Raw genomic sequence first — 23978 nt, 5'->3', positions numbered from 1 at the left:
AAATCTGTATGCGACTGACCAAAAAAAAAGCACTCGTCACCGGAGCCTCGCGCGGCATCGGAAAAGCCATTGCGCTTCAACTGGCCAAAGAAGGCTGCACCGTGGGCGTACATTACCTGCACAATCAAACGGAAGCGCAGGCAGTAGCCGATCAGGTAGTGGCTCTGGGAAGTGAAGCCTATGTTTTTCAGGCTGACCTGGCCGATCCGGCACAGGCCATCCGGCTGGGAAACGAAGCCTGGGAAACTATGCAGGCCTTTGATTTTCTGATCAACAACGCCGGGTTATCTTATAAAAAACATTTTCTGGATACCCGTGAAACCGACGTGGATGATTTCATGAATGTCAATTACAAAGGCCCGTTTTTCCTGACCCAAACCGTTGCCCGCCACCTGATTAGTCGCGGAACGGGTGGTAGTATCTATTCCATTACGTCCGTCAATGGGGTCAGGCCCAACTATGGACAGGCGGCCTATGGGGCGTCAAAAAGTGCCCTGGAAACCCTGATGCAGGCCGTTGCGCTGGAGCTTGCTCCCCATGGTATCAACGTCAACACCTTTGCGGTGGGTGCCATTGAAACCGACATGACGGCTGAGGCGCGCGCCAATCCTTCTTTTTTTAAAGAGGTCATAGACGGTATTCCGGCAGCTCGCTTTGGACTACCTGAGGAAATCGCCGCCGTGGTCGTCGATCTGCTGTCTTCGGGCACCTACCTGACGGGCGCATCGCTGGTCATTGACGGGGGCATGTTGCTGATGCGCGGCTACGGCAAAGGTTCACCCTACAAATCCCGATGAATGATGAAAAAACTATTGAGTATACTCTTGCTTGCGGGTCATTTTTCTTTTGGTCAATCGGCAAAAAATCTCTGGCAGCCCTACCGCATCAGTGAACGAAGCGGGGCGGCCCATGTGGATTTGTCCGGCCCAGGCTGGACGCTGGGGCACACCGATCAGCCGATTGCCTCCTTGTCAGATTTGACCTCTTTGAAAGATCCCTTTGAGACCAGCATTCCCAACTCGGTACATTGGTCCTACTACAAAGCCGGAAAATTGCCCCACCCCTACTACCATAAAAATTCGGAGCAGTACCTGTTTATGGATGAAAAGGTATGGTACTATAAGAAAACGTTTGATAAACCAACACTCAGCGATTCGGATCTGGCCTTTCTATGCTTTGACGGCATCGACTATTTTGCCCGGGTCTGGCTCAATGATTCTCTGCTCGGCGTACATGAAGGTATGTTTGGCGGACCGACCGTGGAGGTGAGTAGGTTTTTGAAAGCAAAAAACGAGCTGATTGTGGAGGTTCGGGCCGGTAACTGGGGCCAGAAAGCAAGCCGGCTGGAAGACCTGCCCCGCATCGGAGGTACCGGGGAGCGCGATTACTCCAAACGCACGGGTTTTAATCCGCGGGCCAGTGGGAAGATCATTAAGCCCTGGGTGATCTCGGGCGGCAGCGGTGGCGAGGCATTTTTCAGTGTTGGCCTGTGGCAGGGCGTGCGGCTCGAAATCATGCCGACTTTCCACCTGGAAAGGCCCTACCTGACTACCCAATCCCTGAGCGCCACGCAGGGCCAACTTCATTTGTCGCTGGAAATATTGGCCAATACGCACTCGCTCGGGAAAACACTGCATCCCTGGCAAAATACCCAGCTTAATCACCCCAACGAAAAAGGTAGCCGCTACGACCCTGCTCCGGGGAAATGGAGTGTACAAGTAGAAATGATACCCAAAAACCCGGCCGCTAAACGATTGGCCAAGCCATTGATTCAGGAATTTCCACTCAGTTTGTACGAAGGTAGAAACTGGCTTGAAAAGGACCTGACCCTGGCGAATCCGGCCCTGTGGAATCCGAACGGACTGGGGGACGCAAATTTATACGAGGTAAAACTAACGCTAAAAAAAGACCAGAAACCCATCGACCAGCTCCGTTTTGACTATGGGCTGCGTACGATTGAGCGGGTAGCCACGGCCGGACCACGTACCTTTGACCGTTGGGAAAACTGGCAGTTTGTAGTCAATGGGCAGAAGCTTTTTGTGAAAGGCATGAATTTTACCCCGCAGGATATTCTGCTGGATGTACCCTACGAACGCTACCGATGGACGCTAGAGGCAGCCCAAAAAATGGGCGTCCAGCTTATCCGCATCTGGGGCGGCGGATTACTTGAAACGGACCACCTCTACCGCATCTGCAACGAGCTAGGCATCATGGTCTGGCAGGATTTTCCGATTGGCAATCAGGATACGCCGGGTTACCCGCAGGACGTATGGGAAGCCCAGGTCGTTCAAACTATTTTTCGGCTTCGCAACCACCCTTCGCTGGCCGTCTGGTGCGGGGGCAATGAGTTTAACCCTTACTCCTTCGGCAATGCGGCTACCATCGGCATTTTGGAACGCAACCTGGATATTTTTGATAAAACCCGCTTTTTTGTTCGTACTACACCCGATGACGGTAGCATGCACGCCTACCCGGATATGGACCCCAGCTGGTACAACCGCAGCTACAAGTACGAAGCCTGGGTATCCGAAACGGGTATGCATTCCATTCCCGAGCCCGCCGTCTTTCGGGAAACGGTGGCCGAAAAAGAGTTTTTTGACCTGGGCAACATGTGGGAGAATGATTTTGCCGAAAAGCATCCGGAGTTTACCCACCATTTTACCGAGTATGGCCCCAGCCGGGTGCCCCGGATGCTCAGTCGGGCTTCGCATATTTCGGATATGAAAGACCCGTCACTGGAAACAATTTCGGAAGCCACGCAGGTAGGCGCGGGGGAATTTTATCAGATATTCTCGGAGAAAATGCAGGGGAACTACCCGGTAACGGCCGGATTGATGCCCTGGGTTTTCAAACGCCACTGGCCCGTAATTGCCATTCAGCTCATGGATTGGTTTGGTCACGCGGCAGCGCCCTATTACTTTCTGAAAAGAACGTATGAACCCACGCACGTAGCGGCTGATTTACCGCGACTGCTGTGGAAGGCCGGTGAAACGTTGCCCCTCAACGCCCGAATTACCCATGCATTGCCCAGCGATTTGCGGGGTACTGTACAAGTCAGCGTGCTGGACGATTCGTTTAAACCCCTTTACAGTAAAACATTGCCCATCCATCAACAAGCCAGCAGCCGGGCTACCATAACCCCCCTGTTGGATATGGGGAGTTTTAACATTCCGGCTACCTACACTGACCGCTATTTATTTGTACTGCTCGAATTCAAGGATCAGGGCGGAAAGCTGCTTTCGCGTTCGTTTTATTTCCCCCGGGTGTTGACAAAAATGGAGGAGCCGGATTTTTACAAAAAATACGTAAACGAACCTATCAACTGGATTACGCTGGAAAAGGGCCCGTTTTTAAAACCCTCGGTTGAAAAAACCAGTACCCAGCTTTCCCTGGTTAAACTTTCCGAACAAAAGACCGCCCCGGATCGAAGCGTGGTGAAGCTGCGGGTAACCAATACCGGAAAAATCCCGGCCTTTATGCTAAAGGTGGACATTTCGGGTACCAAACGGGCCTTCACGGCCTCCGATAATTTTGACTGGCTGGCCGCGGGCGAAAGCCGAACTATTGAACTGGACGTGTTGTGGCGAGACCCTGCCGGGGCCGCCCAAGCCGTGCTGGAAGTATCCGCCTGGAACGCCCCTAAACAAGAAATTAAGCCATGAACGCACCTCCTGAACTACCGATAAAAGAGCCGCTTGCCGTACAATCCGGTGGCTTTAAACACTGGGAATTGCTGGTGCTGCTTTGGCTGGCTTTTTTCCTCAATCAGGCCGATCGACAAATTTTTAGCGTTGTTTTGCCTTTGATTCGCGCAGATTTAGGGTTTACCGATGCCGAACTGGGTTTGATAGCCTCCTCGCTGGTATGGACTTATGGCCTGCTGGTTCCCGTTGCGGGCTTTCTGGGCGACCGCTTTTCCCGGCGCAACATCATTGGCTTTTGCCTGCTCTTCTGGTCAGTAGCCACCTTATTTACGGGGCTTTGTGTCACGCTGCTCCAGTTTATTTTGCTGCGCGGCATTGCTACGGGAGGAGGCGAAGCTTTCTATGCGCCTTCTTCCAATGCCCTGTTGGGTGAAAAGTACCACCAAAACCGCGCCTTTGCCCTATCCATTCATCAAACTGCCGTGTATGCCGGCATCATCCTCAGCGGACTGATTGCCGGGTACATTGGCCAGCATTACGGCTGGCAAAATGCCTTCTTTTTGTTTGGCGGGCTGGGCATTGTGCTGGCGGGAGTTATCTTTTTCCGGATCCCTAAGGACACCCCGTTTGTGGCTTCCCAAAAGAATGTAAAAAGGGAAGTGCTGGCAACGGCCGCGCACATTGTCAAAAAGCCTACGGTGGTTTTACTCACGCTAGCCTTTGGCTGCATGGTCTTTGTGAATGTGGGGTATCTGACCTGGATGCCAACCTTTCTGGTCGATAAATTTGGTCTGTCTTTAACCGATGCCGGATTTTCCTCTCTGTTTTATCACCACATAGGCGCTTTTCTGGGTGTTTTGATGGGTGCCAAACTATCGGATCATTATGCCGTACGGCTGCCCAAAAGTCGGGTCATTGTACAAGCGGCCGGGTTGTTTTTGGCGGCCCCTTTCATTTTGGTCATGAGCTTAGGCACCACCCAGCTGCTTACCTATGCAGCGCTGTTTCTTTTTGGGGTGTTTCGTGGCTGGTACGACTCAAACATAGTGGCTTCTCTCTACGAGGTAGTCTCGCCAAAAATTCGCTCATCGGCTTACGGCCTGGTGCTGGCGTGCGCCTTTCTAATCGGGGCATCGGCTCCCTACCTGCTGGGTATTCTCAAACCAACGCTGGGTCTCTCCAAAGGACTGGCGGGACTTTCAGCCGTGTATATTCTCGGGGGGCTGCTTTTGAGCATGGCCGCCTGGGTTTATTTTGATAAAGATCAACGGATAGCCCAGCATGAAACGACGGATTTTTCTTAAAAACACAACCCTGACTGGAAGTTATCTTATGTTACAACCTTCACCCCTTTTGGCCCCAAAAAGCTATTTGGAGACAGTCCCCAACCTGCTTTGTCTGTGGGACTTTGCGGGAAAAAATCCTTTTCGGGCTAAAGGAAAATACCCCTATGTTTTACAACGGGCAGCGGGCGAATTGTCCCTTACAAAAAAGGGTGTGCTAGCCAATGGCTCGGTAACAATTGCCGAAAATGCCTACCTGCACATTCCCCGAAAGGAATGTCCGGGACTCAACATCCGCGGCCCTCAGGCTCAGGTATCCCTGCTGGCCTGGGTGCGTCGTGGGCTCAAAAGTACCACGCCCCACGAATGTGAGGCCATTGCGGGTATGTGGAACGAAACCCAGCGAAAACGACAGTATTGTCTCTTTTTAAACATCCGCCTGCACGGCAGCAGTGATCAGGTATGCGGGCATATCTCGGGCATTGGCGGACCAACGGTCGGTGAAAAATGGTGCGTGGATGTGTCCATCGGGAAGTCGCCCGTGCTCCTCGATGAGTGGACTTTTGTGGCCATGACCTACGACGGACAACAAATTCGTTCGTACCATAACGGCCGTTTTGATGCGCATGAAGGTCGAAACCCCTATGCCTATCCGCAGGGAATATTTGACGGAGGAGAGGATGGCTCGGATTTCACCGTGGGCGCCGTGCATCGATTGGGTCAAATAGGTAATGACTTTTGCGGAGACCTGTCCGGACTGGCCGTTTTTGACCGGGCCTTAACCGATCAGGAAATCAGCCATATTCACCAGGCTTATCCCCTCCCCCAGTCTGAGCGCGTGCAGGTACTGGCTTCGGGCCTTGCCTTTCCGGAAGGTCCGGTTTTTGCCAAAGACGGAAGTCTGTGGGGCGTTGAATTGCAGGGCCAAAGCTTAGTACAGTTCCAAAACGGGCAGTTAAAACGCTACCACGTAGGCGGCAAACCCAATGGACTGGCCTTGCACAAAAACGGAGAGCTTTGGTTTTGTGATGCCGAAAAGAATGCCGTCCGCGCTTTTGACCCCGCCACCGGCCTGACCAAAACACTACTGGAACAGGTGGATGGAAAACCCTTGAACGCCCCTAACGACCTGGCTTTTGATCAATCCGGGAACCTGGTATTCACCTGCCCGGGTGACTCTCGTCAGCAACCAACGGGCTATGTGGCCGTGCTGGCAATAGATGGTACTGCCCGCATAATCGCCCAAGGACTGTATTTCCCCAACGGCCTGGCCTTTAGTGCCGACGGTAAACAGCTGTTTGTGGCCGAAACCTACCGGCATCGGATTTGGAAGGGTGGCTGGGAGCAAACAACGTGTCAATGGACAGACGCCAACGTCTGGGCGCAGGTAGAAGGCCCCGCGGGGCCCGGCGGGCCGGACGGACTGGCTATGGGCGAAGATGGCAACTTGTACGTAGCCGTGTATGGAACGGGTAAAATACAGGTGATCAATAAGTTGGGTAAAGTCTCTCATGCTCTTGCCCTTCCCGGCCACAATCCCACTAACTGTGCTTTTGATCCCGCTGGAAACCTTGGCTTGGTTATAACCGAAGCTCAGCAGGGTCAACTGCTCACCTATCGTTCATCATTGAAAGGAATAATAAGTTAAATAATCAATATAAAACCGCTCAGTATTGTATGGAAATTATCACCAATGCGTACCCCATCCGCCAATTTGAACTCAACTATGATTGGCAGGAAATCCAGTCCCGGTATCTAAAATTATACGCGGGGCTTGTATCCGATGCGCTCGAGCATCTGGGCTACCACTCGCAATGCATGGCCAGCGGAGTCTACCCGCTGCTGCACTCCATGAAGGTAGCCGGGCCAGCCTTTACCTGCCACGGCATTGCCACCCCCAGTCGCGACGGGAAAATACATGATATTCGCTTGGGTATGTTCAAAAGCATGACACCGGGGGTAGTGCAGATTCGGGATACCCAGGGGGACTTGTCCTGTGGGCAATTTGGCGAAATATCGGCCACGGCCGCCGCGGCACATGGCTGCGTGGGAGCGGTCATTGATGGCTCCACCCGCGACAGTAATTACCTGATCGACATGAACTTCCCGACCTTCTGCCGCTTCCGCAATCCGGTGGAAGCCTTCGGTCGTTTCATGGTCGTCGACTACCAGATCCCGATTTTTGTAAAAGGGATGGACGGCCTGCTCCGGGTGAATCCGGGCGATTATGTCTTTGGCGATAACGACGGCGTGGTGATTGTGCCTTTTGAAAAGACCCTGGAAGTGCTCGAACTAGCCGAAGAATGGTTTGCCAGCGAAGCCAAAAGCCGGGCCGAAATGGCCAAAGGACGCGATCCGTTTGATGTGTACTCCGAATTTGGTCGTTTTTGATCCCTGCTTGCTTCCCAGCCTGATCTTACGGGCTGGGAATTTTTACTTTGCACTTATTAAATGCCTTCGCATGAGAAATGTAGTTAGCTTGGTTTTCACTTTTTGCCTCTTGGCGTTTTGGGAAGCAGCAAGTCAGGCCCAGCCGTTTGAACGCTTTATTACCCGGCGAGGGGATCAGCTGTACGATGGGAATACGGTATTCCGATTCATTGGCGTTAATACGCCCAACATCACCGGGCACCATGATGGCTACCAAAACACCAATCCGGCGAGTGGCTACGCCTATGACCCGATGGAACTTACCTACGAGATGGAGAGCCATTTCAAGGATATGGCACAAATGGGCGTAACGGTGTTCAGAACCTGGGGAATAACCGTAGCGGACGGAACGGGAAAGTATGAGGCGTTGGTTGAGGGACCTAAAAGCTACAATGAAACCGCCCTGCGCCGAATGGACAAAATGCTGGAGCTATGCAACCGGTACAGGATACGGGTCATTCTTTGTCTGGTAAAAGAAAATAACTATTGGGGCGGCACCAAAGCCTTCAGCGCCTTGCATGGGGGAGGTGATTATTACACCTCTGCGGCATCCAAAGCCGGTTTCAAACATTTACTGACTAGTTTGGTCAACCGTAAAAATCACTTTACCGGACAACGGTACCGGGACGATGCCTCTATTCTGGCCTGGGAGTTTGGAAACGAGGTACCCAACGATAAGGTCGAATGGATCAACGAAATGGCTACTTTTTTAAAACAAATAGATCCCAATCACCTGATCGCCGACCCCCGCCGCGCCAATGGAACTACGCAGATGGCTCAACTCGTGGACGATGTGGTGAACCGGTGCCCACTTATTGATTTGGTAAAAACCCGCCAGTATCCCAACTACCAGGGGAGCGTGGAGCAGTTATGGGAGGTTTGTAAAGGAAAACGCCCAATGCTTTTGGATGAGTTTCAGCGAATGGAGGGCTTCGAGCAGGTGTTACAACAGGTGCAAAAGACCGGCACGAGTGGCGGATTGCTGTGGAGTTTAATGAAAAACCAGTACACTGGAGGCCTTGGCGGACATGTACTTTTTCATAGCTACGGGTGGGGAGGAAGCCGTTGGCCGGGTTTTGACAGCGGCGACTATTTCAACGAATCCAAAAACCTGATGCTCATTCGGGAGTATTCCTACAAAATCAGGGGTTTGAAGGTACCCCCTTTGCCAGCCCCCGTCGACGCGCCGTTTTTGTTTGAGAGTACGGAGAAAGTATACGCAGCCCTGAAATGGAGAGCCTCACCGGGTGCGAGATATTATGAGGTAGAGCGGGCCAAATCCAAAGCAGGCCCGTGGGAAAATGTCAGCGGTGATCTGGACATTAGTTTTGATCTATACTTTTACCCTATGTTTACCGATGCCACGGCAAGTCCGGGTGAAAGCTACTATTACCGGGTAAAAGGGAAAAATGAGAATGGTACCACGCCTGCCTCCAACGTGATTGGGCCACTAAAAGTCGATCGAAAGATGATGGTCGATCACCTGAAAGACTTTTCAAAGACCTATGCCCATAGCCCCAACCTGACGATCAGCACGGAGGCGTGGCCACGACTTCGGCAAACGGAAGAAGAGTATTACCAGGCCGTGCGCACTGCCTCAAGCGGGTCGGGTGAATTGGTATACCGCGCCGATGAGGTAAAATCATTGAAAGTGGTAGCCTTTGGCGAAGGAGCCGATTCCTTAACTATTCTTTATTCTCCAGACGGCCAGTCGTGGAATTCCTCTTTGGCGGCGGTTCAAAAAACGATCCGATCTGCCTATCTCAGTGAATATTCGGGACAGACGAACAATCCGTTGGCCAAATGTACCTACGCTGTGGATTCCTTTCCCGCGGGTACCCGCTACGTTAAAATTGTTACGGCCAATGCAGGAGCAGCCAATACGTTTCCGTGGATGGGCCGGGTATATGTAGGCTTTAGCGGGTCTTTTCATTAACCAGGAGCCCACCACCTGTATATTAAATGAGTACAAGTTGTCCGATTCCTAAAATCCGTTTATGATTCTCGATTGAGCGGAAGTGGAATAGGGGCTCAGATGGTCCGGTTTTACAACACAGTAAACTTGCTTACCTTGGCCAGACTACGTACGTATGAAGTTCAAAAGAGCCGGGGTAGTTTTAACCAACTAATTCATCATTCTAATGATCGCTTCAAAAGTACTTAAAAAAGCCTTAGCATGTTTTTATCTTCTGATTGGATTTGAATCGATAGCTCAAAAGGATTATTCCGGCTTGGTGAAAGCGGTTTATAACGGCACTGAGAGTACGGCTTTGAGCGTTTATGATACCAGTCCAGAAAGCCCAGATGGCAAGTACCTTTGTTTTATCCGATATCCGGCCATTGCACCAGGAGGACATTTAGCCCCTCCCGTCAAGGCTGAAGTGATGCTAAAAAACAGGCACACGGAGGTGGTTACCAAAATCAAGGAGGTGGCGTGCAACAACCATAACGGAGCCAATGCCCTTTGGATCAATGATTCACTGATCGCCTTTCAGGTGAGCCACTTTCAGGATTTTGAAATATATAATATCCATTCTCAAAAATCAGTATTCGGGAAAATGGCCGGGGAGTTAGGTCATAAATCATTTGGGAATCTCCTCTTTTATTCCAAATGCAATGCCCGACTGCTGATACCCGACCCATCACGCACGCCGTATGATTTGGAGGAGGAAGGTATCTATGTCTTAAATTGCCTTACAGGAAAAAGCACCCAGGTCATTCAACAATCAGCCATTATCTCCGCTTTTAAAAAACAAAATGAAAAGGTTGCGGATTTTGAGACTAAGATTCTACATCTCGAGCCTAACCCTCAGAATACGAGCATCATGTTTGATTACCGGTATCGGGGCGACTCAAGTGGTCCCTGGCATGACCTCCACGGAATCGTTTCGGCAGACGGGAGCGCCCCCAGATGGATTAAAGTACGGCCGATGCACGTCGTCTGGTTTGACAATGCCAGTATGTTTGGGGTAGATACGGAAGATCCGGAAAATAGAATCTTTCAGTATGACCTGTATGGAAAAAAAATGGAATTGTTAGGAGGTACCTCTACGCACGTGGGAGTATCGCCTAATAAAAAATGGTATATCGGGGAAAGTGATTTTTATAGACCGGAGGCAGATGGTTTTACCAGGGTCTATTTATACCAACGAGGGGAATCACGCCCTTACGCCCTATTGGCCCAATGGAAAAACGCAAAAATAACCTGGCAATGGGTAGCGCACGTGAACCCGTCTTTTTCATCGGATGGCAAACGTGCCTACTTCATCCGGGCTAGTGATGAAGAGGATAAATTCGAATCCGTTAGCATTCAGCTTCCAGAGTTTGACTAAGGGATTGGGGGTACTTTTAGTAAATTGAAAACCTGCGGAGCGTTGTGAAGATTGATCGCTAATCCGCGGGCAGGAAGAATGGCATGAACCACCTAAATGAGCCTACGGCAGTAGAAATACCAGGCAGGTCCTTGCCACGACGATGTACCTTTCCGTACATATAAAATGAAAGTCTTCTCCCCTGGGCTAGCCGCTTTGCTTTAACAAGAGGCCCCATCTTGGAATCTCACCCTATTGCAAACCAAAAGGCAGCCCCACTGGCCCCCGCTGATTTACTTCCCTCTGATTGCCCGGAGCCGTAGGTACCAAAGCAAAGTACCTCAGCCCAATACCAGGCTGAGGTACTTTAAAATGTGGGCCCACCTGGAATCGAACCAGGCACCTACTGATTATGAGTCAGTTGCTCTAACCGAATGAGCTATAGGCCCAACTCTTTACGAGTTTCAAATGCAAAATTAGCCATTCGCGCGTAATCTGCAAATCATAGTGCTTCAATTAATGGTTTCATCTGGGAGTTGTTTCCTACTTTTGCAAAAAACGAGCCCTTTGAACAAACGAAAAATCATCAACGACCCCGTTTACGGGTTCATTACCATTCCTTCTGACCTGCTCTTTGACCTGGTGGAGCACCCCTACTTTCAGCGCTTGCGCCGGATCAAGCAGCTCGGAATGGCCGAGTACGTGTATCCGGGGGCGCTGCATACGCGCTTTCACCACGCACTGGGGGCCATGCACCTGATGGGCCAGGCCTTGCGTACGCTGGAACAAAAAGGGAACCTGATCTGGGAAATGGAATGCGAAGCGGCCCAGACGGCCATTTTGCTCCACGACATCGGCCACGGACCGTTTTCGCACGTACTCGAAAGTACCCTCCTGCCCGGCATTGCCCACGAGCAGCTGTCGCTGCTGCTGATGAAAAAGCTCAACCACCAGCTTAATGGCCGCCTCGACATGGCCATTCAGATGTTTGAAGGTACCTACCCGCGGCGCTTCTTCCATCAGCTTATATCCAGCCAGCTGGACATGGACCGCATGGACTACCTCAACCGCGACTGCTTCTATACCGGCGTGGCCGAGGGAGCCATCGGGGCCGACCGCCTCATCAAGATGCTCGACATCCACCAGGACCAGCTCGTCATGGAAGAAAAGGGGCTATTAAGCATCGAGAACTTCCTGAACGCCCGGCGGCTCATGTACTGGCAGGTGTACCTGCACAAAACGTCCCTCTGCGCTGAGGCCATGCTGACGCAGATTGTGCGGCGGGCCCGCGAGCTTACTGAGCAGGGTACAGAATTGTTTGCCACGCCCGACCTGGCCTGCTTCCTCAAAAACCGGTATACCCTGCAAGACTTCACAGAGCAGTCCGAGTGCCTGCTGGCTTTTACCCGCCTCGACGACAACGACGTGTGGGCTTCGGTGAAGGTATGGGCACAGCACCCCGACCCCGTGCTGGCCACGCTGTGCGAGATGCTGCTCAACCGCCGGTTGTTCAAAATCCAGCTATTTGCCGAGCCGCCCACCGAAGAAGTACTACTTCCGCTCCGGAAGCAGCTTGCAGAAAATGGCATCCCGGAGGCATTGATGTCCTTTTTTTTGGTAGAAGGCCAAACCACCAATGCCGCTTACGTGACCGAAGGCGACCCCATCCGGGTAAAAATGAAGCACGGCCAGGTACTTGACGTAGCCGAGGCCTCCGACCTGCCCACGATCAAAGCACTCAGTAAGATTGTACGTAAGTATTACGTAAGTTGGGCTAAAAACGTATCTTTGCGGGCATAGTTATGCCGTTGGTATTCCACGTCTACCATTCGAGGCCGGAGGAATCCTTTTTAGGAATGAAAAGAAGGGCATTACGCACAATTCATTTGATTCTAACATGAAATTTACGGTCAGGCAAATAGCCCAGATGCTTAATGGAGAGGTAGTAGGTGACGATACGGTACTGATCCATTCTGCGGCCAAAATTGAGGAAGGACAGCCCGGTTGCATCTCTTTTTTAGCCAATTCCAAATACGAGCCCTATCTCTACACCACGCAGTCGTCGGCGGTTATTGTAGACAAAACCTTTGAGCCTCGTAAGCCCGTCAATACCTCCCTTATTCAGGTCGAAAACGCCTACAGCGCTTTCACCCGCCTCCTTGAAGAGTATCAGAAATGGACCTTCCAGCACAAGCAGGGCGTGGAGCAGCCCAGTCACCTGGGCGAAGGAAGTACCCTGGGCCAGGGCGGGTACCGGGGCGCTTTCTCCTACATTGGCAAGCACTGCCAGCTGGGTGAAAACGTGAAGATTTACCCCAATGCCTACGTGGGCGACTACGTGCAGATCGGCAATAACACGGTGATCCACCCGGGGGTACGCATCTACGACCGCACCGTGATTGGCAGCGATTGCACCATCTTTGCCAATGCCGTCATCGGGAGCGATGGCTTTGGTTTTGCGCCCCAGCCCGACGGCTCCTACAAGACCATCCCGCAGTTGGGTAATGTGATCATTGAGGATGCCGTCAGTATTGGTGCCAATACCACCATCGACTGCGCCACCATGGGCTCCACCATCATTCGGCGGGGCGTCAAGCTCGACAACCTGGTGCAGATCGCCCACAACGTAGAACTGGGCGCCAACACCGTGGTAGCCGCTCAGGCGGGAATATCGGGCTCCACCAAGGTAGGAGAGCGCTGCGTGATTGCCGGGCAAGCCGGGCTGGTGGGGCATATTTCCCTGGCTAAAGGTACCCAGATCGGCGCGCAGGCGGGCCTGGGGAAATCCATCAAGAAAGAGGGCTTGTCGATGTCGGGCTCCCCGGCCCGTGAGCTCAGCGAGCACCTACGTACGCTGGCCAGCTTGCGCCGCTTGCCCGAGCTGGAAAAACGCCTAAAAGAGCTGGAAAAAAACCAGCAACTCGCCAACGAAACGTAAAGTACCTTGAATGCAGAGCATCAGCGCTTGATAAGGCACCTGAACCAACCGCGAACACAATTTTAGTACCAAAACGACGGGGTCCTTTTTAAGTATCCGGCCCCGGTTTCTGACTTAATTAGGAATACCCTTCCTAGATTCTAATGAACGAAAAACAACAAACCATTAAACAGGCCGTATCGGTGTCAGGTGTAGGCCTGCATACGGGTGTACAGGCTACGATGACCTTCGTGCCCGCCCCCGCCAACCACGGCTATAAGTTTCAGCGCGTGGACCTGCCCGGCCAGCCCATCGTGGATGCCGACGTCGACAACGTAGTAGACCTCTCGCGCGGAACTACGATTGAACAGAACGGCGCGCGCATCAATACGGTAGAACATACCCTGGCCGCCCTCGTGGGTTTGCAGATTGACAACGTACTGATCCAGCTGGACGGCCCCGAGCCACCCATCATGGATGGTAGCTCCATCCACTTCGTGAAAGCCCTCCAAGAGGCGGGTACCGAACAGCAAAATGCCTACCGCAACTACTTCGAAGTACCGGAGTATGTGCACTATAAAAACGCGGACAAAGATATCGAAATGGCAGCCCTGCCGCTGTCAGACTACCGCCTGACCGTCATGGTCGACTACAACTCGCGCGTCATCAACAGCCAGCACGCTTCGCTGAACGACATTTCGCTCTTCAAAGAGGAAATCGCCATGTGCCGCACCTTCTGCTTCCTGCACGAGCTGGAGATGCTCCACCAGCAGAATCTCATCAAGGGCGGCGACCTCACCAACGCCATCGTGATCGTGGACCGGGACGTCAAAGAAGGCGAGCTGGACTACCTCTCGGACCTTTTGAAAAAGCCCAAGGTAAGCGTGAACGAAAGCCGGGGTATCCTGAACAACGTAGACCTCCACTTCCCCAACGAAATGGCCCGGCATAAGCTGCTGGACCTGATCGGAGACCTGGCCCTGGTAGGGCGGCCCATCAAGGCGCAGATTTTGGCGGCTCGTCCCGGCCACGCCGCCAACGTAGCCCTGGCCAAGAAAATCAAGAAATTGATCAAGTCCGGAAAAGGCGACATCCCTCAGTATACTCCCGAGAAACCGCCCATCCTGGACATTAATCAAATCTCGCAGCTGCTGGCACACCGCTACCCCTTCCAGATGATCGACAAGATCATTGCCCTGGACGAAAACAGCGTGGTAGGGATCAAGAACGTCACCATGAACGAGCAGTTCTTCCTGGGGCACTTCCCGGGCAACCCCGTGATGCCAGGGGTACTTCAGCTGGAAGCCATGGCTCAAACGGGTGGTATTCTGGTACTTAGTAGCGTACCCGACCCCGAGAACTACTGGCCCTACCTCATCGGAATCGAAAATTGCCGTTTCCGGCGTAATGTGGTGCCCGGGGATACCGTTATCTTCAAATGCATGTTTACCACTCCCATGAAGCGCGGTATCGTGAAGATGAGCGGTCGTGGCTACGTAAATGGACAGCTGGTGTGTGAGGCAGACATGATTGCAAGTCTTGTAAAGAAAAAATGATACAACCCTTAGCATACATTCATCCGGAGGCGAAAATCGCCCGCAACGTGGTCGTAGAGCCTTTCGCCATGATCCACAAGGATGTAGAAATAGGAGAAGGTACCTGGGTGGCCTCTCACGCGGTCATTAACGAAGGCGCGCGCATTGGCAAAAATTGCCGTATCTACCCCGGCGCGGTGATTTCGTCCATTCCTCAGGACCTTAAATACAACGACGAATATACGCTTACCCTGATAGGCGACAACACGACCATCCGGGAGTACGCTACCGTGAGCCGGGGTACTTCGGAGCACTGGAAAACCGAGATCGGTCACGACTGCCTGGTCATGGCTTACGCCCACATTGCCCATGACTGCCGCGTGGGTAACCACTGCATCATTGGCAATAATGTACAAATGGCCGGCCACGTACACGTCAACGACTGGGCCATTATAAGTGCCATGAGCGCCGTGCATCAGTTTGTCAAGATCGGCCCGCACGCGTTTGTGTCCGGCGCTTCCCTGGTGCGCAAGGATGTACCTCCCTTCACCAAAGCCGCCCGCGAGCCGATCTCCTACGCCGGTATCAATTCGGTAGGGCTCCGGCGCCGGGGCTACAGCAACGAGCAGATCACCGAGATCCAGAATATCTACCGCTACGTATACATGAAGGGCCTCAACAACGCCGACGCCCTTCACCTCATCGAGCTGGAGCTCCCTCCCTCCGACGAGCGCGACGAGATCGTGAATTTTATCCGTACTTCCGAACGGGGTATTATGAAAAGCCCGCTCCAGGTCAATGGCAGCGCCGAAATGGAGTAAAGGTACCCGGTTGCCGTTTGACCGGATTTTCTTAGAAAAAAAACCACTGAGCAAGTACCTGCTTCGTGGTTTTTTTGTTAAAAAGTACCTCCGGGGGTACCTTATCATCGTAGGTGTTTCCACGCCGCCAGGTACCTACAGGTACCCTATTTCGGTACGGTTCCCGCTCTGAAGGGCGGCGGCGCCCCGGTACTTTTCTTTTTGCCAAAGTACCTTCAGAGGTACCTGCGCCCCGACTACTTAGGAAACCCGGAGCGATACCGCCGGGGAGTTCCTTACGTTGTTTTTTTATATTCGTTTTAATTCTTCGTTTGAGTTTACCCCTCTAAATGAAGGATTCTCCGTAAATTCGTACGCAGTTTTCCAAAATCCTGATCCTACTTTATCCGTAAAGTGCAAATTATAGCCCAAGAAGTCGGTAAGAAATTCGTAGCGGAGTGGATCGTGCGGGGCGTAGGCCTGGACCTCCATACCGGCCAGAGCTACACCTTCGTGGGCCCCAACGGGAGCGGCAAATCCACGCTTCTTCAACTCCTGACGGGCATGGTACCGGCCTCGGAAGGTACCATCAAGTACCTGCGGCCCAACGGCCAGGAACTGGAAATCGACGGCTGGTACAAGTACCTGGTCCTGGCCGCACCCTACCTGGAGCTCATCGAGGAGTTCACGCTGCGCGAGCTCGTCGATTTCCACCGAAAGTTTAAGCCTTTGAAAAATAATGCTTCCGCCGCCGACTTCGAGGATTTCGTGCAGCTGGTACCGGCCCGTTACAAGCTGATCCGGCACTTTTCGTCGGGCATGAAGCAGCGCGTTAAGCTGGGGCTGGCGTTTCTTTCGGACGTTCCGGTGGTTTTTCTGGACGAACCTACCTCCAACCTCGACGCCCAGGGTACCCGCTGGTACCTGGACCACGTAACCTCCATCGTGGGCAGCCAGTTGGTTCTACTGGGCTCCAACCAGCCCCAGGAATACGAGTTTTGTGAAAATATCATTTCCGTTTCGGCATTTAAATAGCAAGTAGTTCCAACCATTGGGTGGGCTTTTTGGTCTGACTTTCGTAATTTGGTCAGATAATTAGCAGTCAGCAGTATTGGTATGATGAAAACTTTACAACGTATTGGCTTACTTGGCTTATTGGTTTGGGGAACGGTAGGAGGAGTAGTTGCCGAAGGCCTGCGTTTCGTGCAGAACCGGGGGCAGTGGGACCAGGAGGTACTTTTCAGGGCGGATTTGCCCGGCGGGTTTCTTTTTCTGAAAAAACAATCCCTGGTGTACGTACTTTATGACGCCCACGAGATCACGTCCCGGCACGGCAAAAGTACCCTACCCGAAGAAGATCCGCGCGCGAGGCCGCTTCCCTTTACGCCGTCCTCCATCCGGGCTCATGGCGTGGAGGTGCGCTTTGAGGGTAGTAACCCGGGCGTTTCCCACGCCACGCTTCATCCCCATGCTTCTACGGCCAACTACTTCGTGGGCAATGACCCCAGCCGCTGGGCGAGCGGGGTATCGGCCTTTGGGGAGGTACTTTACAAAAACTTGTACCCAGGCATCGACCTGCGGATTTACGCCTACCAGTTTACACTCAAGTACGAGTTCATTGTGCAGCCCGGCGCGGATGCTTCGCGCATCAAGCTAGCCTACGAAGGGGCGTCGAATCTCTCGCTCAACGAGCACGGGCAGGCCGTGGTAAAAACCAGCGTGGGTGAGTTCAAAGAAGCCAAGCCGTACTCCTTTCAGGAGATCGACGGACGTACCCTGGAAGTACCCTCCCGCTTTACGCTGGAAGACAAGGTACTTCGCTTCACGCTGCCCGCCGACTACAACCACGCGCACCCGCTCACGATCGATCCCGAGCTGATCTTCTCGACCTACTCGGGCTCCCTGCCCGACAACTGGGGCCACACCGCCACCTACGACGCGGCCGGCAATCTGTACTCGGGAGGTACCGTGTTCGGAGCCAGCTTCCCGGTCACGACGGGCGCTTACCAGGTACAGTTTGCCGGCCTGGTAGACGCCGCCATCATGAAGTTCAACCCGGAAGGTACCCAGCTGCTCTACGCAACCTACCTGGGCGGCAATAGCACCGACATCCCCAACAGCCTGATCGTGAACGCCAAGGGCGAGCTACTGATCTACGGCACCACCTCTTCTACTAATTTTGCCACCACACCTACGGCCTTTCAGCGGAGCTTCGGAGGCGGGGCCGGTATTAGCCCCATCAGTGGCCTTGATTTGCTCAATGGCAGCGATATTTTCGTATCCAAGCTCAGCAGCGACGGACGTACCCTGCTGGGATCTACCTACGTGGGCGGCCGCGGCAATGACGGCCTCAGCAGCGTTATTAACGTACAGATCAAAAACTACGGCGATAGCTTCCGGGGCGAAGTGGTGGTGGATAAAGACGACAACGTACTGGTGGTTTCTTCTACCAACTCAGATAATTTTCCGCTGCGCAACCCCGTCCAAAGTACCCTCAAAGGCCGCCAGGATGCCGTGCTGATGCAGCTCTCTTCGGACCTAAGTACCCTGCAATGGAGTACCTACTTTGGCGGCAACGAGTTCGACGCGGCCTTTTCGTTGAAACCTACCCCCGAGGGCGATTTGTACATTACCGGCATCACCAAAAGCGTGGACTTGCCCGTACAAAGCGGAGCCTTACAGCCCGCGCTTAAAGGTACCGAAGACGCCTTCGTAGCCCGCTTTAACAACCAAAAGCTGGTACAGGTAACCTACCTGGGTACCGACGCCGCCGACGGTGCCTACCTACTCGACCTCGACCCTAGCGGCAACGTGCACGTGGTAGGGCTCAGCCGGGGTAACTACCCCGTGAGTGCGGGCGTGTACAGCAATGCCAACAGCGGGCAGTTTATCCACGCCCTGGACCCTAGCCTGTCCAGAACCATTTTCTCCACCGTCATTGGTTCGCGGCGGGGTACGCCCGACATTTCGCCCACGGCACTGCTCGTCAACGAGTGCGGCAACATCTACCTGTCGGGCTGGGGCGGCGCGGTGAACGTACGTACCAACCACAACGTCTCCAGCAGCACCGCGGGCATGGCCGTCACCACCGACGCTCTGCAACGTACCACCAACGGAAATAATTTTTACATCGCCATCCTGGAAGCCGGGGCCAAGTCGCTGCTGTACGCTACGTACTTTGGCAACATTACGCCTAGCAATCCCAACGATATTCGGGGAGACCACGTCGACGGCGGTACCAGTCGCTTCGACAAGAACGGGGTGATCTACCACGCTACCTGCGCCTGCGAGCGCGCGGGTTTTCCCACTACCCCCAACGCCTGGTCGACCGCCAACCGAAGCGATAACTGTAATAACGCGGCCTTTAAAATCGACATCGACCGCCTCAAGGCGGCCTTCGACGTGTACGAAGGTACCCGAAAAGACGTGGTGCAAGGCTGCGCGCCACTCAAGCTTTCGTTTGTCAATACCAGCGTAGGAGGTGTAGAATACACCTGGGAAGTGAACGGCAACGGCTTCTCCCGCGACGCCAACCAATCGGAATATACCTTCCAGCAGGCGGGCGAATATACCGTCACGCTGAAAGCCTTCAACCTCCTGACCTGTACCCGCATGGACGTCGCGACGCGGACCATCAAGGTTTCGAGCCTGAACGCCCTCGCCAAAGGCGACACCACCGTTTGTAAAAACAAGCCCGTTTCGCTGTCGGCCAGTGGGGGTACCCAGTACAGCTGGACGCCCGCCCTGGGCCTCAGTGACCCCACCAGCCCCAACCCCATCGCTACCGTAAGCCAAACTACCCCTTTTCAGGTGGCGGTGAAGGACGAATCGGGCTGCGTGGTGAACAAGACCGTCACGGTAACCATCGACGACAACAAGCCCGATTTTGTGGCTAGCCTGGACACGACCGTCTGTACGGGGCAGTCGGTGACGCTCCGCGTGGGCGGTTCGGCCCAGCGCTACCGCTGGTCGCCCCCAACTACCCTCAGCGACACGGTAGGTACCCAAATTGTGGCTACACCAGGCCAGACTACTACCTACATTGTAGAAGGCCAGTATGCCGACGGCTGCGCGCCCCAAAAACAAATCACCATTACCGTAGACGACAGCAAGCCCGACTTCTCGGTGAGCCCCGATGCGCTGGCCTGCGCCGGGCAGTCTACTACCCTCCAGGCATCAGGCAGTGCGGTACAATACACCTGGACCGGCGACTCCACCCTGAGCGCCACTACGGGCGCGACCGTCACGGCCAGGCCCAGCAGCACCACCACCTACACCGTAGTAGGGACCTACGCCGACGGCTGCCGCCCCAGCAAGCAGGTCACCATCCAGATCGACCGCTCCTACGAGCCCGCTTTTGACATAGTACCTTCGGGAGCGGCCTGTAGCGAGCCCATCCGGTACCAGTTTCTAAACCGCACCGCCAACGCCGAGCGCTACGAGTGGAACGTGGGAATGGGAAATAGCATGGCTACCAAGGACATCGAGAATATGGTATACGATCCGCCCGGTACTTACGAGGTCTCGCTCACGGTGTATAACAAATCCGGCTGCTCCCTTACCCTCAGCCGGGCCATGGTGGCCGAGCCGCCGCTGATTCTGCCGAATGTCATTACGCCTAATGGCGACGGCAAAAACGAGACTTTTGTGGTACCCGTAGCCAACTCCTCGCTGGAGATTTACAGCCGCTGGGGCAACCGGCTCCTCAAAACCCCCAGCTACCAGAACGACTGGGGCAAAGGCGTGACCAACGGTACCTACTTCTACGAGATCGTAACGCCCCAGGGCAACCGCTGCAAAGGCTGGCTGCAGGTACTGGATTGAAAGAAGGGTACTTATACGAATACGAAAAAGAATCCCTGTTCCTGTGGCAACACCTCACGAATGACTATTTTTGCGTTATGTTTCGTTCCTTAAAGAATAAGAAATCATTAGTCGTCAACTTTAAACCATACAGGTACTTATGAAAAGTGTTTTCACTCTGCTGCTTTGTTTGTCGCTGGCCAGCTACGCGTCGGCCCAGGAGCATTTCGGCAAAAAAATCAACGACAAGAAAGCCATCGCCGCGGCTGAACTACCCGACAAAATGGGGAGCAAAGAAAAAATGGACACCAAAGTAACGGGTACCGTGGAGTCGGTGTGCCAGGCCAAAGGCTGCTGGATGAAAATGAAACTGGATAACGGCGAAACCATGCGCGTGACGTTCAAAGACTACGGCTTTTTTGTACCCAAGGACATCGTGGGCAAAACGGTCGTAGCCGAAGGCCTGGCGCAGAAAAGCGTGATCTCGGTGGCGGATCAGCAGCACTACGCCGAAGACGCCGGTAAAAGCAAGGAAGAAATTGCCAAAATTACCGAACCTAAGCAGGAGCTAACCTTCGTAGCTGACGGCGTGATTGTGAAGTAAGGTACCTTTTTTACGGTGTTATGAATCGAACCCGATACCTGAAAAGCCGGGTCGATTAAATGAATTAGGCAAGAATATAGGAATTTTTCGGAATCTGATTCCGAAAAATTCCAGTTCGTAGGTGAAGTCACCGGTACCTCAGCGCCGCCACCACTTCTCCGCGGGGTACTTTTCGCCCAGGATCACCGCTTCGCCAATCTTGGGAGTGGTGATAGGCAGTCCCAGCGTCTGCGCTTGCTTCGTGACCCGCTCGATGGGCTCGTTCCAGGGGTGCAGGGCCAGCGTAAACTTGCTCCAGTGTACGGGCATAAGTACCTTGGCCCGCAGGTCCAGGGCCGCCTGGGCGGTTTCTTCGGGCATCATGTGGATGTACTTCCAGTAGGCGTTGTACTGCCCGCATTCTAGCACGGCCAGGTCGAAAGGCCCGTACTGCTGGCCCAGCTCCTTAAAGTGCTTGTCGTAGCCCGAGTCACCGCCCAGGTAGATCTTATGCTCGGGCGTTTGCAGCATAAAAGACGACCAGAGCGTCTGGTTGCGTTTGAGGCTACGCCCCGAAAAGTGCCGCGCCGGGGCGGCGGTGAGCTTGAGGGTACTATCTACGGCTACTTCCTCGTACCAGTCCAGCTCCGAGATCAGGGCTTCGTCGTAGCCCCAGTGCACCAGGTGCGCACCCACACCCAGCGAAGTAACCACTTTTTTTACCTTGGATTTCAGCTTCAGGACCGTCTGGTAGTCCAGGTGGTCGTAGTGGTCGTGGGTAATAATGAGGACGTCGATTTCCGGGAAATCATCCACCGAGTACACGTTACTGCCCAGGTAGTTTTTACCAAAGAACGACACCGGCGACGCGTAGCCACTCAGCACGGGGTCTACCAGGATGGTTTTTCCACCCAGCCGGATGAAGTACGACGAATGTCCAAACCACACCAGCGTGGGCGCTTCGGCCAAAGGTACCTTCAGGTCGGTTTTCACCGAAGGCAGCGTATCGAGCGGTTCTTTGCCTTCTACTTTCTTGAAGTACTGCCGCAGGATATGCCAATAGGTAACGCCTTCGGCCAGGTCGGGCGTAGGGCTCTGGTTCTGAAAGGCCCCGTCGCGGTAGTTGGGCGACTGCTGTACCCGTTCCAGCCGGGTACCCGTAGGGTTTTTACCAAATTGTTTTTGTTGCATAAAGAGAATGAGAATAAGGCTCAGAAGCAGGGTTCCGGCCAGGGTGTAAAACACAATTTTTTTGAGGAGGTTGAGCATAAAGTACCTTACAAGCTTAATTTCATTGGTATTTTGATTTCAAAAAATCCACCAGCGTGGTATCGAAACTACCCTCCGGCTGCGAAAGCAGCTGATTGCTCAGCCCGTCCAGCAGCAGCACCAGCAGGCCCACCTCCTTTTCGGGCTCGGGGTACCCAAGCTTTTCGAAGGCCTGAGCCGCGATCTGCACGAGCTCGAGGTGGTGCGCGCTGGGCTGGTAGGACTGGTTGCGGTACTTTTTTTGCCACTTGAGCGAAAATTGCAGCTTCCAGAACTCCCGCTCTTCACCCAGCAACCTGCCGGGTAGTTCGATCACGGCGTGGATCTGCGCCAGCGGCTCCGGCAGGCGGGCAATGGCGGCTACCTGCTTTTTCATGCGCTCATCGGCCAGGGCCAGAATGGCGTCCATCAGGCCGTCCTTGCTCGTAAAGTGCCGAAATACCAGCCCTTCCGACACCCCGGCCTCGCGGGCAATCTGGCTCGTGGGGGTAGCGTCGAAGCCCAGCTCCGCAAAAAGCCGAAGCGCGGCTTCTAAAATCAATGCTTTCTTTTTGGCCATAAGAAAAGTGAGTACTCACTTACAAAAGTGACACAACGCAACCAGTTGCGCAAGCAGGAAGTACCTAAATGTGATGAACGGCTCAGCGGGCTTAGAAAGTAATGCCCGTGAGCAGACCAATGGTCAGGGAAGCGGGGGCGTTGTTGCCGAAGCGAATCGGTATCGGCATACCCACGAAGTAGTTGATGTTTTGGCCGTGGATCACGGTTTTGTTCAGCACAGGCGTGAAGCCGTAGCGCCCGTTGGTTTCAAAAGCGGCCCGACCCACAAACGTGAAGCCGTGGCCCAGGCTGACCAGCAGCCCCGGATGAAAGAGGATATTTGACATCCGGCTCATGCCGTTTTCGGCCCGTATGAAGGGCGTGATCTCGAACGAAAAACCAAAGTGGGTACTTTTCCAGAGGTTGATCCCCATGGGCACTCCTACTACGTAGGCCGGACTGAAGTTGGTCGTCGTAGTACCTTTGCTAAACGTTACCAGCGGGTGGAGAAAGCTGGCGTAACCCGCCATGTGGGGCTCTTTGGGCGCGAGGGTTTGGGCGGGTAGTTTGGCTACCGAAACACCCACGGCCAGCAGAGCTAGCAGAACAAGTCTTTTCCTTACCCAAAAGTACCCTCGTTTGGAAGTAAAAGTACCAGCAGGCTGGGCGGATACAGAGCGGGCTATCATTTTGAGGATCATTAATTTACCCACAATAGTAGTACTTCCCTCAGAATAAAATAGCCGCTGCAAATCCGTTTACCTGCCAACGGTACTTTTTTGTATGCGAAAGAGCTTTATTTGGTATGTTTTGGGGGGTACTTTGGGTAGGTACTTTATATAAAAAAATCCCTCTTGCCGGAG

17 protein-coding genes and 1 tRNA gene are annotated in these 23978 nt (G+C 53.6%); 14 read left to right on the top strand and 4 right to left on the bottom strand.

Features of this window, described 5'->3' with window-relative positions:
* Nucleotides 1-8 precede the first annotated feature (8 nt).
* From HNQ92_RS03555 to HNQ92_RS03520, 7 genes are all read left to right on the top strand, one after another.
* The gene (locus HNQ92_RS03555; protein WP_184170997.1) at nucleotides 9-797 is read left to right on the top strand and encodes an SDR family NAD(P)-dependent oxidoreductase; all 789 of its coding nucleotides are present in this window, start codon (nucleotides 9-11) and stop codon (nucleotides 795-797) included.
* Nucleotides 798-3662 (top strand): glycoside hydrolase family 2 protein, encoded by a 2865-nt coding sequence (locus HNQ92_RS03550; protein WP_246439564.1) that lies wholly within the window; start codon nucleotides 798-800, stop codon nucleotides 3660-3662.
* Nucleotides 3659-4948, top strand: coding sequence for an MFS transporter (locus HNQ92_RS03545; protein ID WP_184170994.1), 1290 nt, complete (start codon nucleotides 3659-3661; stop codon nucleotides 4946-4948). The genes HNQ92_RS03550 and HNQ92_RS03545 overlap by 4 nt, the downstream gene beginning before the upstream one ends.
* Nucleotides 4949-5120: 172 nt before the next feature.
* Nucleotides 5121-6575 carry an SMP-30/gluconolactonase/LRE family protein gene (locus HNQ92_RS28565; protein ID WP_246439563.1) on the top strand — a complete coding sequence of 485 codons (1455 nt, stop codon included), beginning with the start codon at nucleotides 5121-5123 and terminating at the stop codon, nucleotides 6573-6575.
* A 29-nt stretch (nucleotides 6576-6604) separates the two neighbouring features.
* Nucleotides 6605-7318, top strand: a complete 714-nt coding sequence (locus HNQ92_RS03530) for an RraA family protein (RefSeq protein WP_184170991.1) — start codon at nucleotides 6605-6607, stop codon at nucleotides 7316-7318.
* The gene (locus tag HNQ92_RS03525) at nucleotides 7236-9293 is read left to right on the top strand and encodes a cellulase family glycosylhydrolase (RefSeq protein ID WP_184170988.1); all 2058 of its coding nucleotides are present in this window, start codon (nucleotides 7236-7238) and stop codon (nucleotides 9291-9293) included. Before HNQ92_RS03530 ends, HNQ92_RS03525 begins: the two co-directional genes overlap by 83 nt.
* Before the next feature lie 205 nt (nucleotides 9294-9498).
* On the top strand, nucleotides 9499-10689 hold the full coding sequence (locus tag HNQ92_RS03520) for a PD40 domain-containing protein (protein WP_184170985.1): 1191 nt from the start codon (nucleotides 9499-9501) through the stop codon (nucleotides 10687-10689).
* A 354-nt stretch (nucleotides 10690-11043) separates the two neighbouring features.
* Here HNQ92_RS03520 and HNQ92_RS03515 read toward each other — a convergent pair.
* A tRNA-Ile gene (locus HNQ92_RS03515) sits at nucleotides 11044-11117 on the bottom strand.
* Between the two features lie 70 nt (nucleotides 11118-11187).
* Here HNQ92_RS03515 and HNQ92_RS03510 point away from each other — a divergent pair.
* From HNQ92_RS03510 to HNQ92_RS03480, 7 genes are all read left to right on the top strand, one after another.
* Nucleotides 11188-12468, top strand: coding sequence for an HD domain-containing protein (locus tag HNQ92_RS03510; RefSeq protein WP_184170982.1), 1281 nt, complete (start codon nucleotides 11188-11190; stop codon nucleotides 12466-12468).
* Between the two features lie 97 nt (nucleotides 12469-12565).
* Nucleotides 12566-13606, top strand: coding sequence for a UDP-3-O-(3-hydroxymyristoyl)glucosamine N-acyltransferase (lpxD, locus tag HNQ92_RS03505; RefSeq protein WP_184170979.1), 1041 nt, complete (start codon nucleotides 12566-12568; stop codon nucleotides 13604-13606).
* A gap of 143 nt (nucleotides 13607-13749) precedes the next feature.
* Complete coding sequence (locus HNQ92_RS03500) at nucleotides 13750-15141, top strand: bifunctional UDP-3-O-[3-hydroxymyristoyl] N-acetylglucosamine deacetylase/3-hydroxyacyl-ACP dehydratase (protein ID WP_184170976.1); 1392 nt, start codon at nucleotides 13750-13752, stop codon at nucleotides 15139-15141.
* Nucleotides 15138-15941 (top strand): acyl-ACP--UDP-N-acetylglucosamine O-acyltransferase, encoded by an 804-nt coding sequence (gene lpxA, locus HNQ92_RS03495; protein ID WP_184170973.1) that lies wholly within the window; start codon nucleotides 15138-15140, stop codon nucleotides 15939-15941. The genes HNQ92_RS03500 and lpxA overlap by 4 nt, the downstream gene beginning before the upstream one ends.
* 393 nt (nucleotides 15942-16334) lie before the next feature.
* On the top strand, nucleotides 16335-16955 hold the full coding sequence (locus HNQ92_RS03490) for an ATP-binding cassette domain-containing protein (protein WP_184170970.1): 621 nt from the start codon (nucleotides 16335-16337) through the stop codon (nucleotides 16953-16955).
* Nucleotides 16956-17036: 81 nt separating this feature from the next.
* Nucleotides 17037-20744 carry a DUF7948 domain-containing protein gene (locus tag HNQ92_RS03485; RefSeq protein WP_184170967.1) on the top strand — a complete coding sequence of 1236 codons (3708 nt, stop codon included), beginning with the start codon at nucleotides 17037-17039 and terminating at the stop codon, nucleotides 20742-20744.
* 139 nt (nucleotides 20745-20883) lie between these two features.
* Nucleotides 20884-21327: a DUF4920 domain-containing protein gene (locus HNQ92_RS03480; RefSeq protein ID WP_184170964.1), complete on the top strand. Its 444-nt coding sequence runs from the start codon at nucleotides 20884-20886 to the stop codon at nucleotides 21325-21327.
* Nucleotides 21328-21465: 138 nt separating this feature from the next.
* Here the strand turns inward: HNQ92_RS03480 and HNQ92_RS03475 are convergent, their stop codons facing one another.
* The 3 genes from HNQ92_RS03475 to HNQ92_RS03465 all read right to left on the bottom strand — a co-directional run bounded on the left by HNQ92_RS03475 (nucleotide 21466) and on the right by HNQ92_RS03465 (nucleotide 23804).
* Complete coding sequence (locus tag HNQ92_RS03475; protein ID WP_221307362.1) at nucleotides 21466-22575, bottom strand: MBL fold metallo-hydrolase; 1110 nt, start codon at nucleotides 22573-22575, stop codon at nucleotides 21466-21468.
* Between the two features lie 22 nt (nucleotides 22576-22597).
* Entirely contained in the window at nucleotides 22598-23134 is a 537-nt protein-coding gene (locus HNQ92_RS03470; protein WP_184170961.1) for a TetR/AcrR family transcriptional regulator, read from the bottom strand.
* A gap of 91 nt (nucleotides 23135-23225) precedes the next feature.
* Complete coding sequence (locus HNQ92_RS03465) at nucleotides 23226-23804, bottom strand: hypothetical protein (RefSeq protein WP_246439556.1); 579 nt, start codon at nucleotides 23802-23804, stop codon at nucleotides 23226-23228.
* Nucleotides 23805-23978 lie beyond the last annotated feature (174 nt).

Origin of the sequence: Rhabdobacter roseus (genome assembly GCF_014202275.1) — a bacterium.
GTDB lineage: Bacteria > Bacteroidota > Bacteroidia > Cytophagales > Spirosomataceae > Rhabdobacter > Rhabdobacter roseus.
This window is presented reverse-complemented; position numbering and strand designations above follow the sequence as displayed.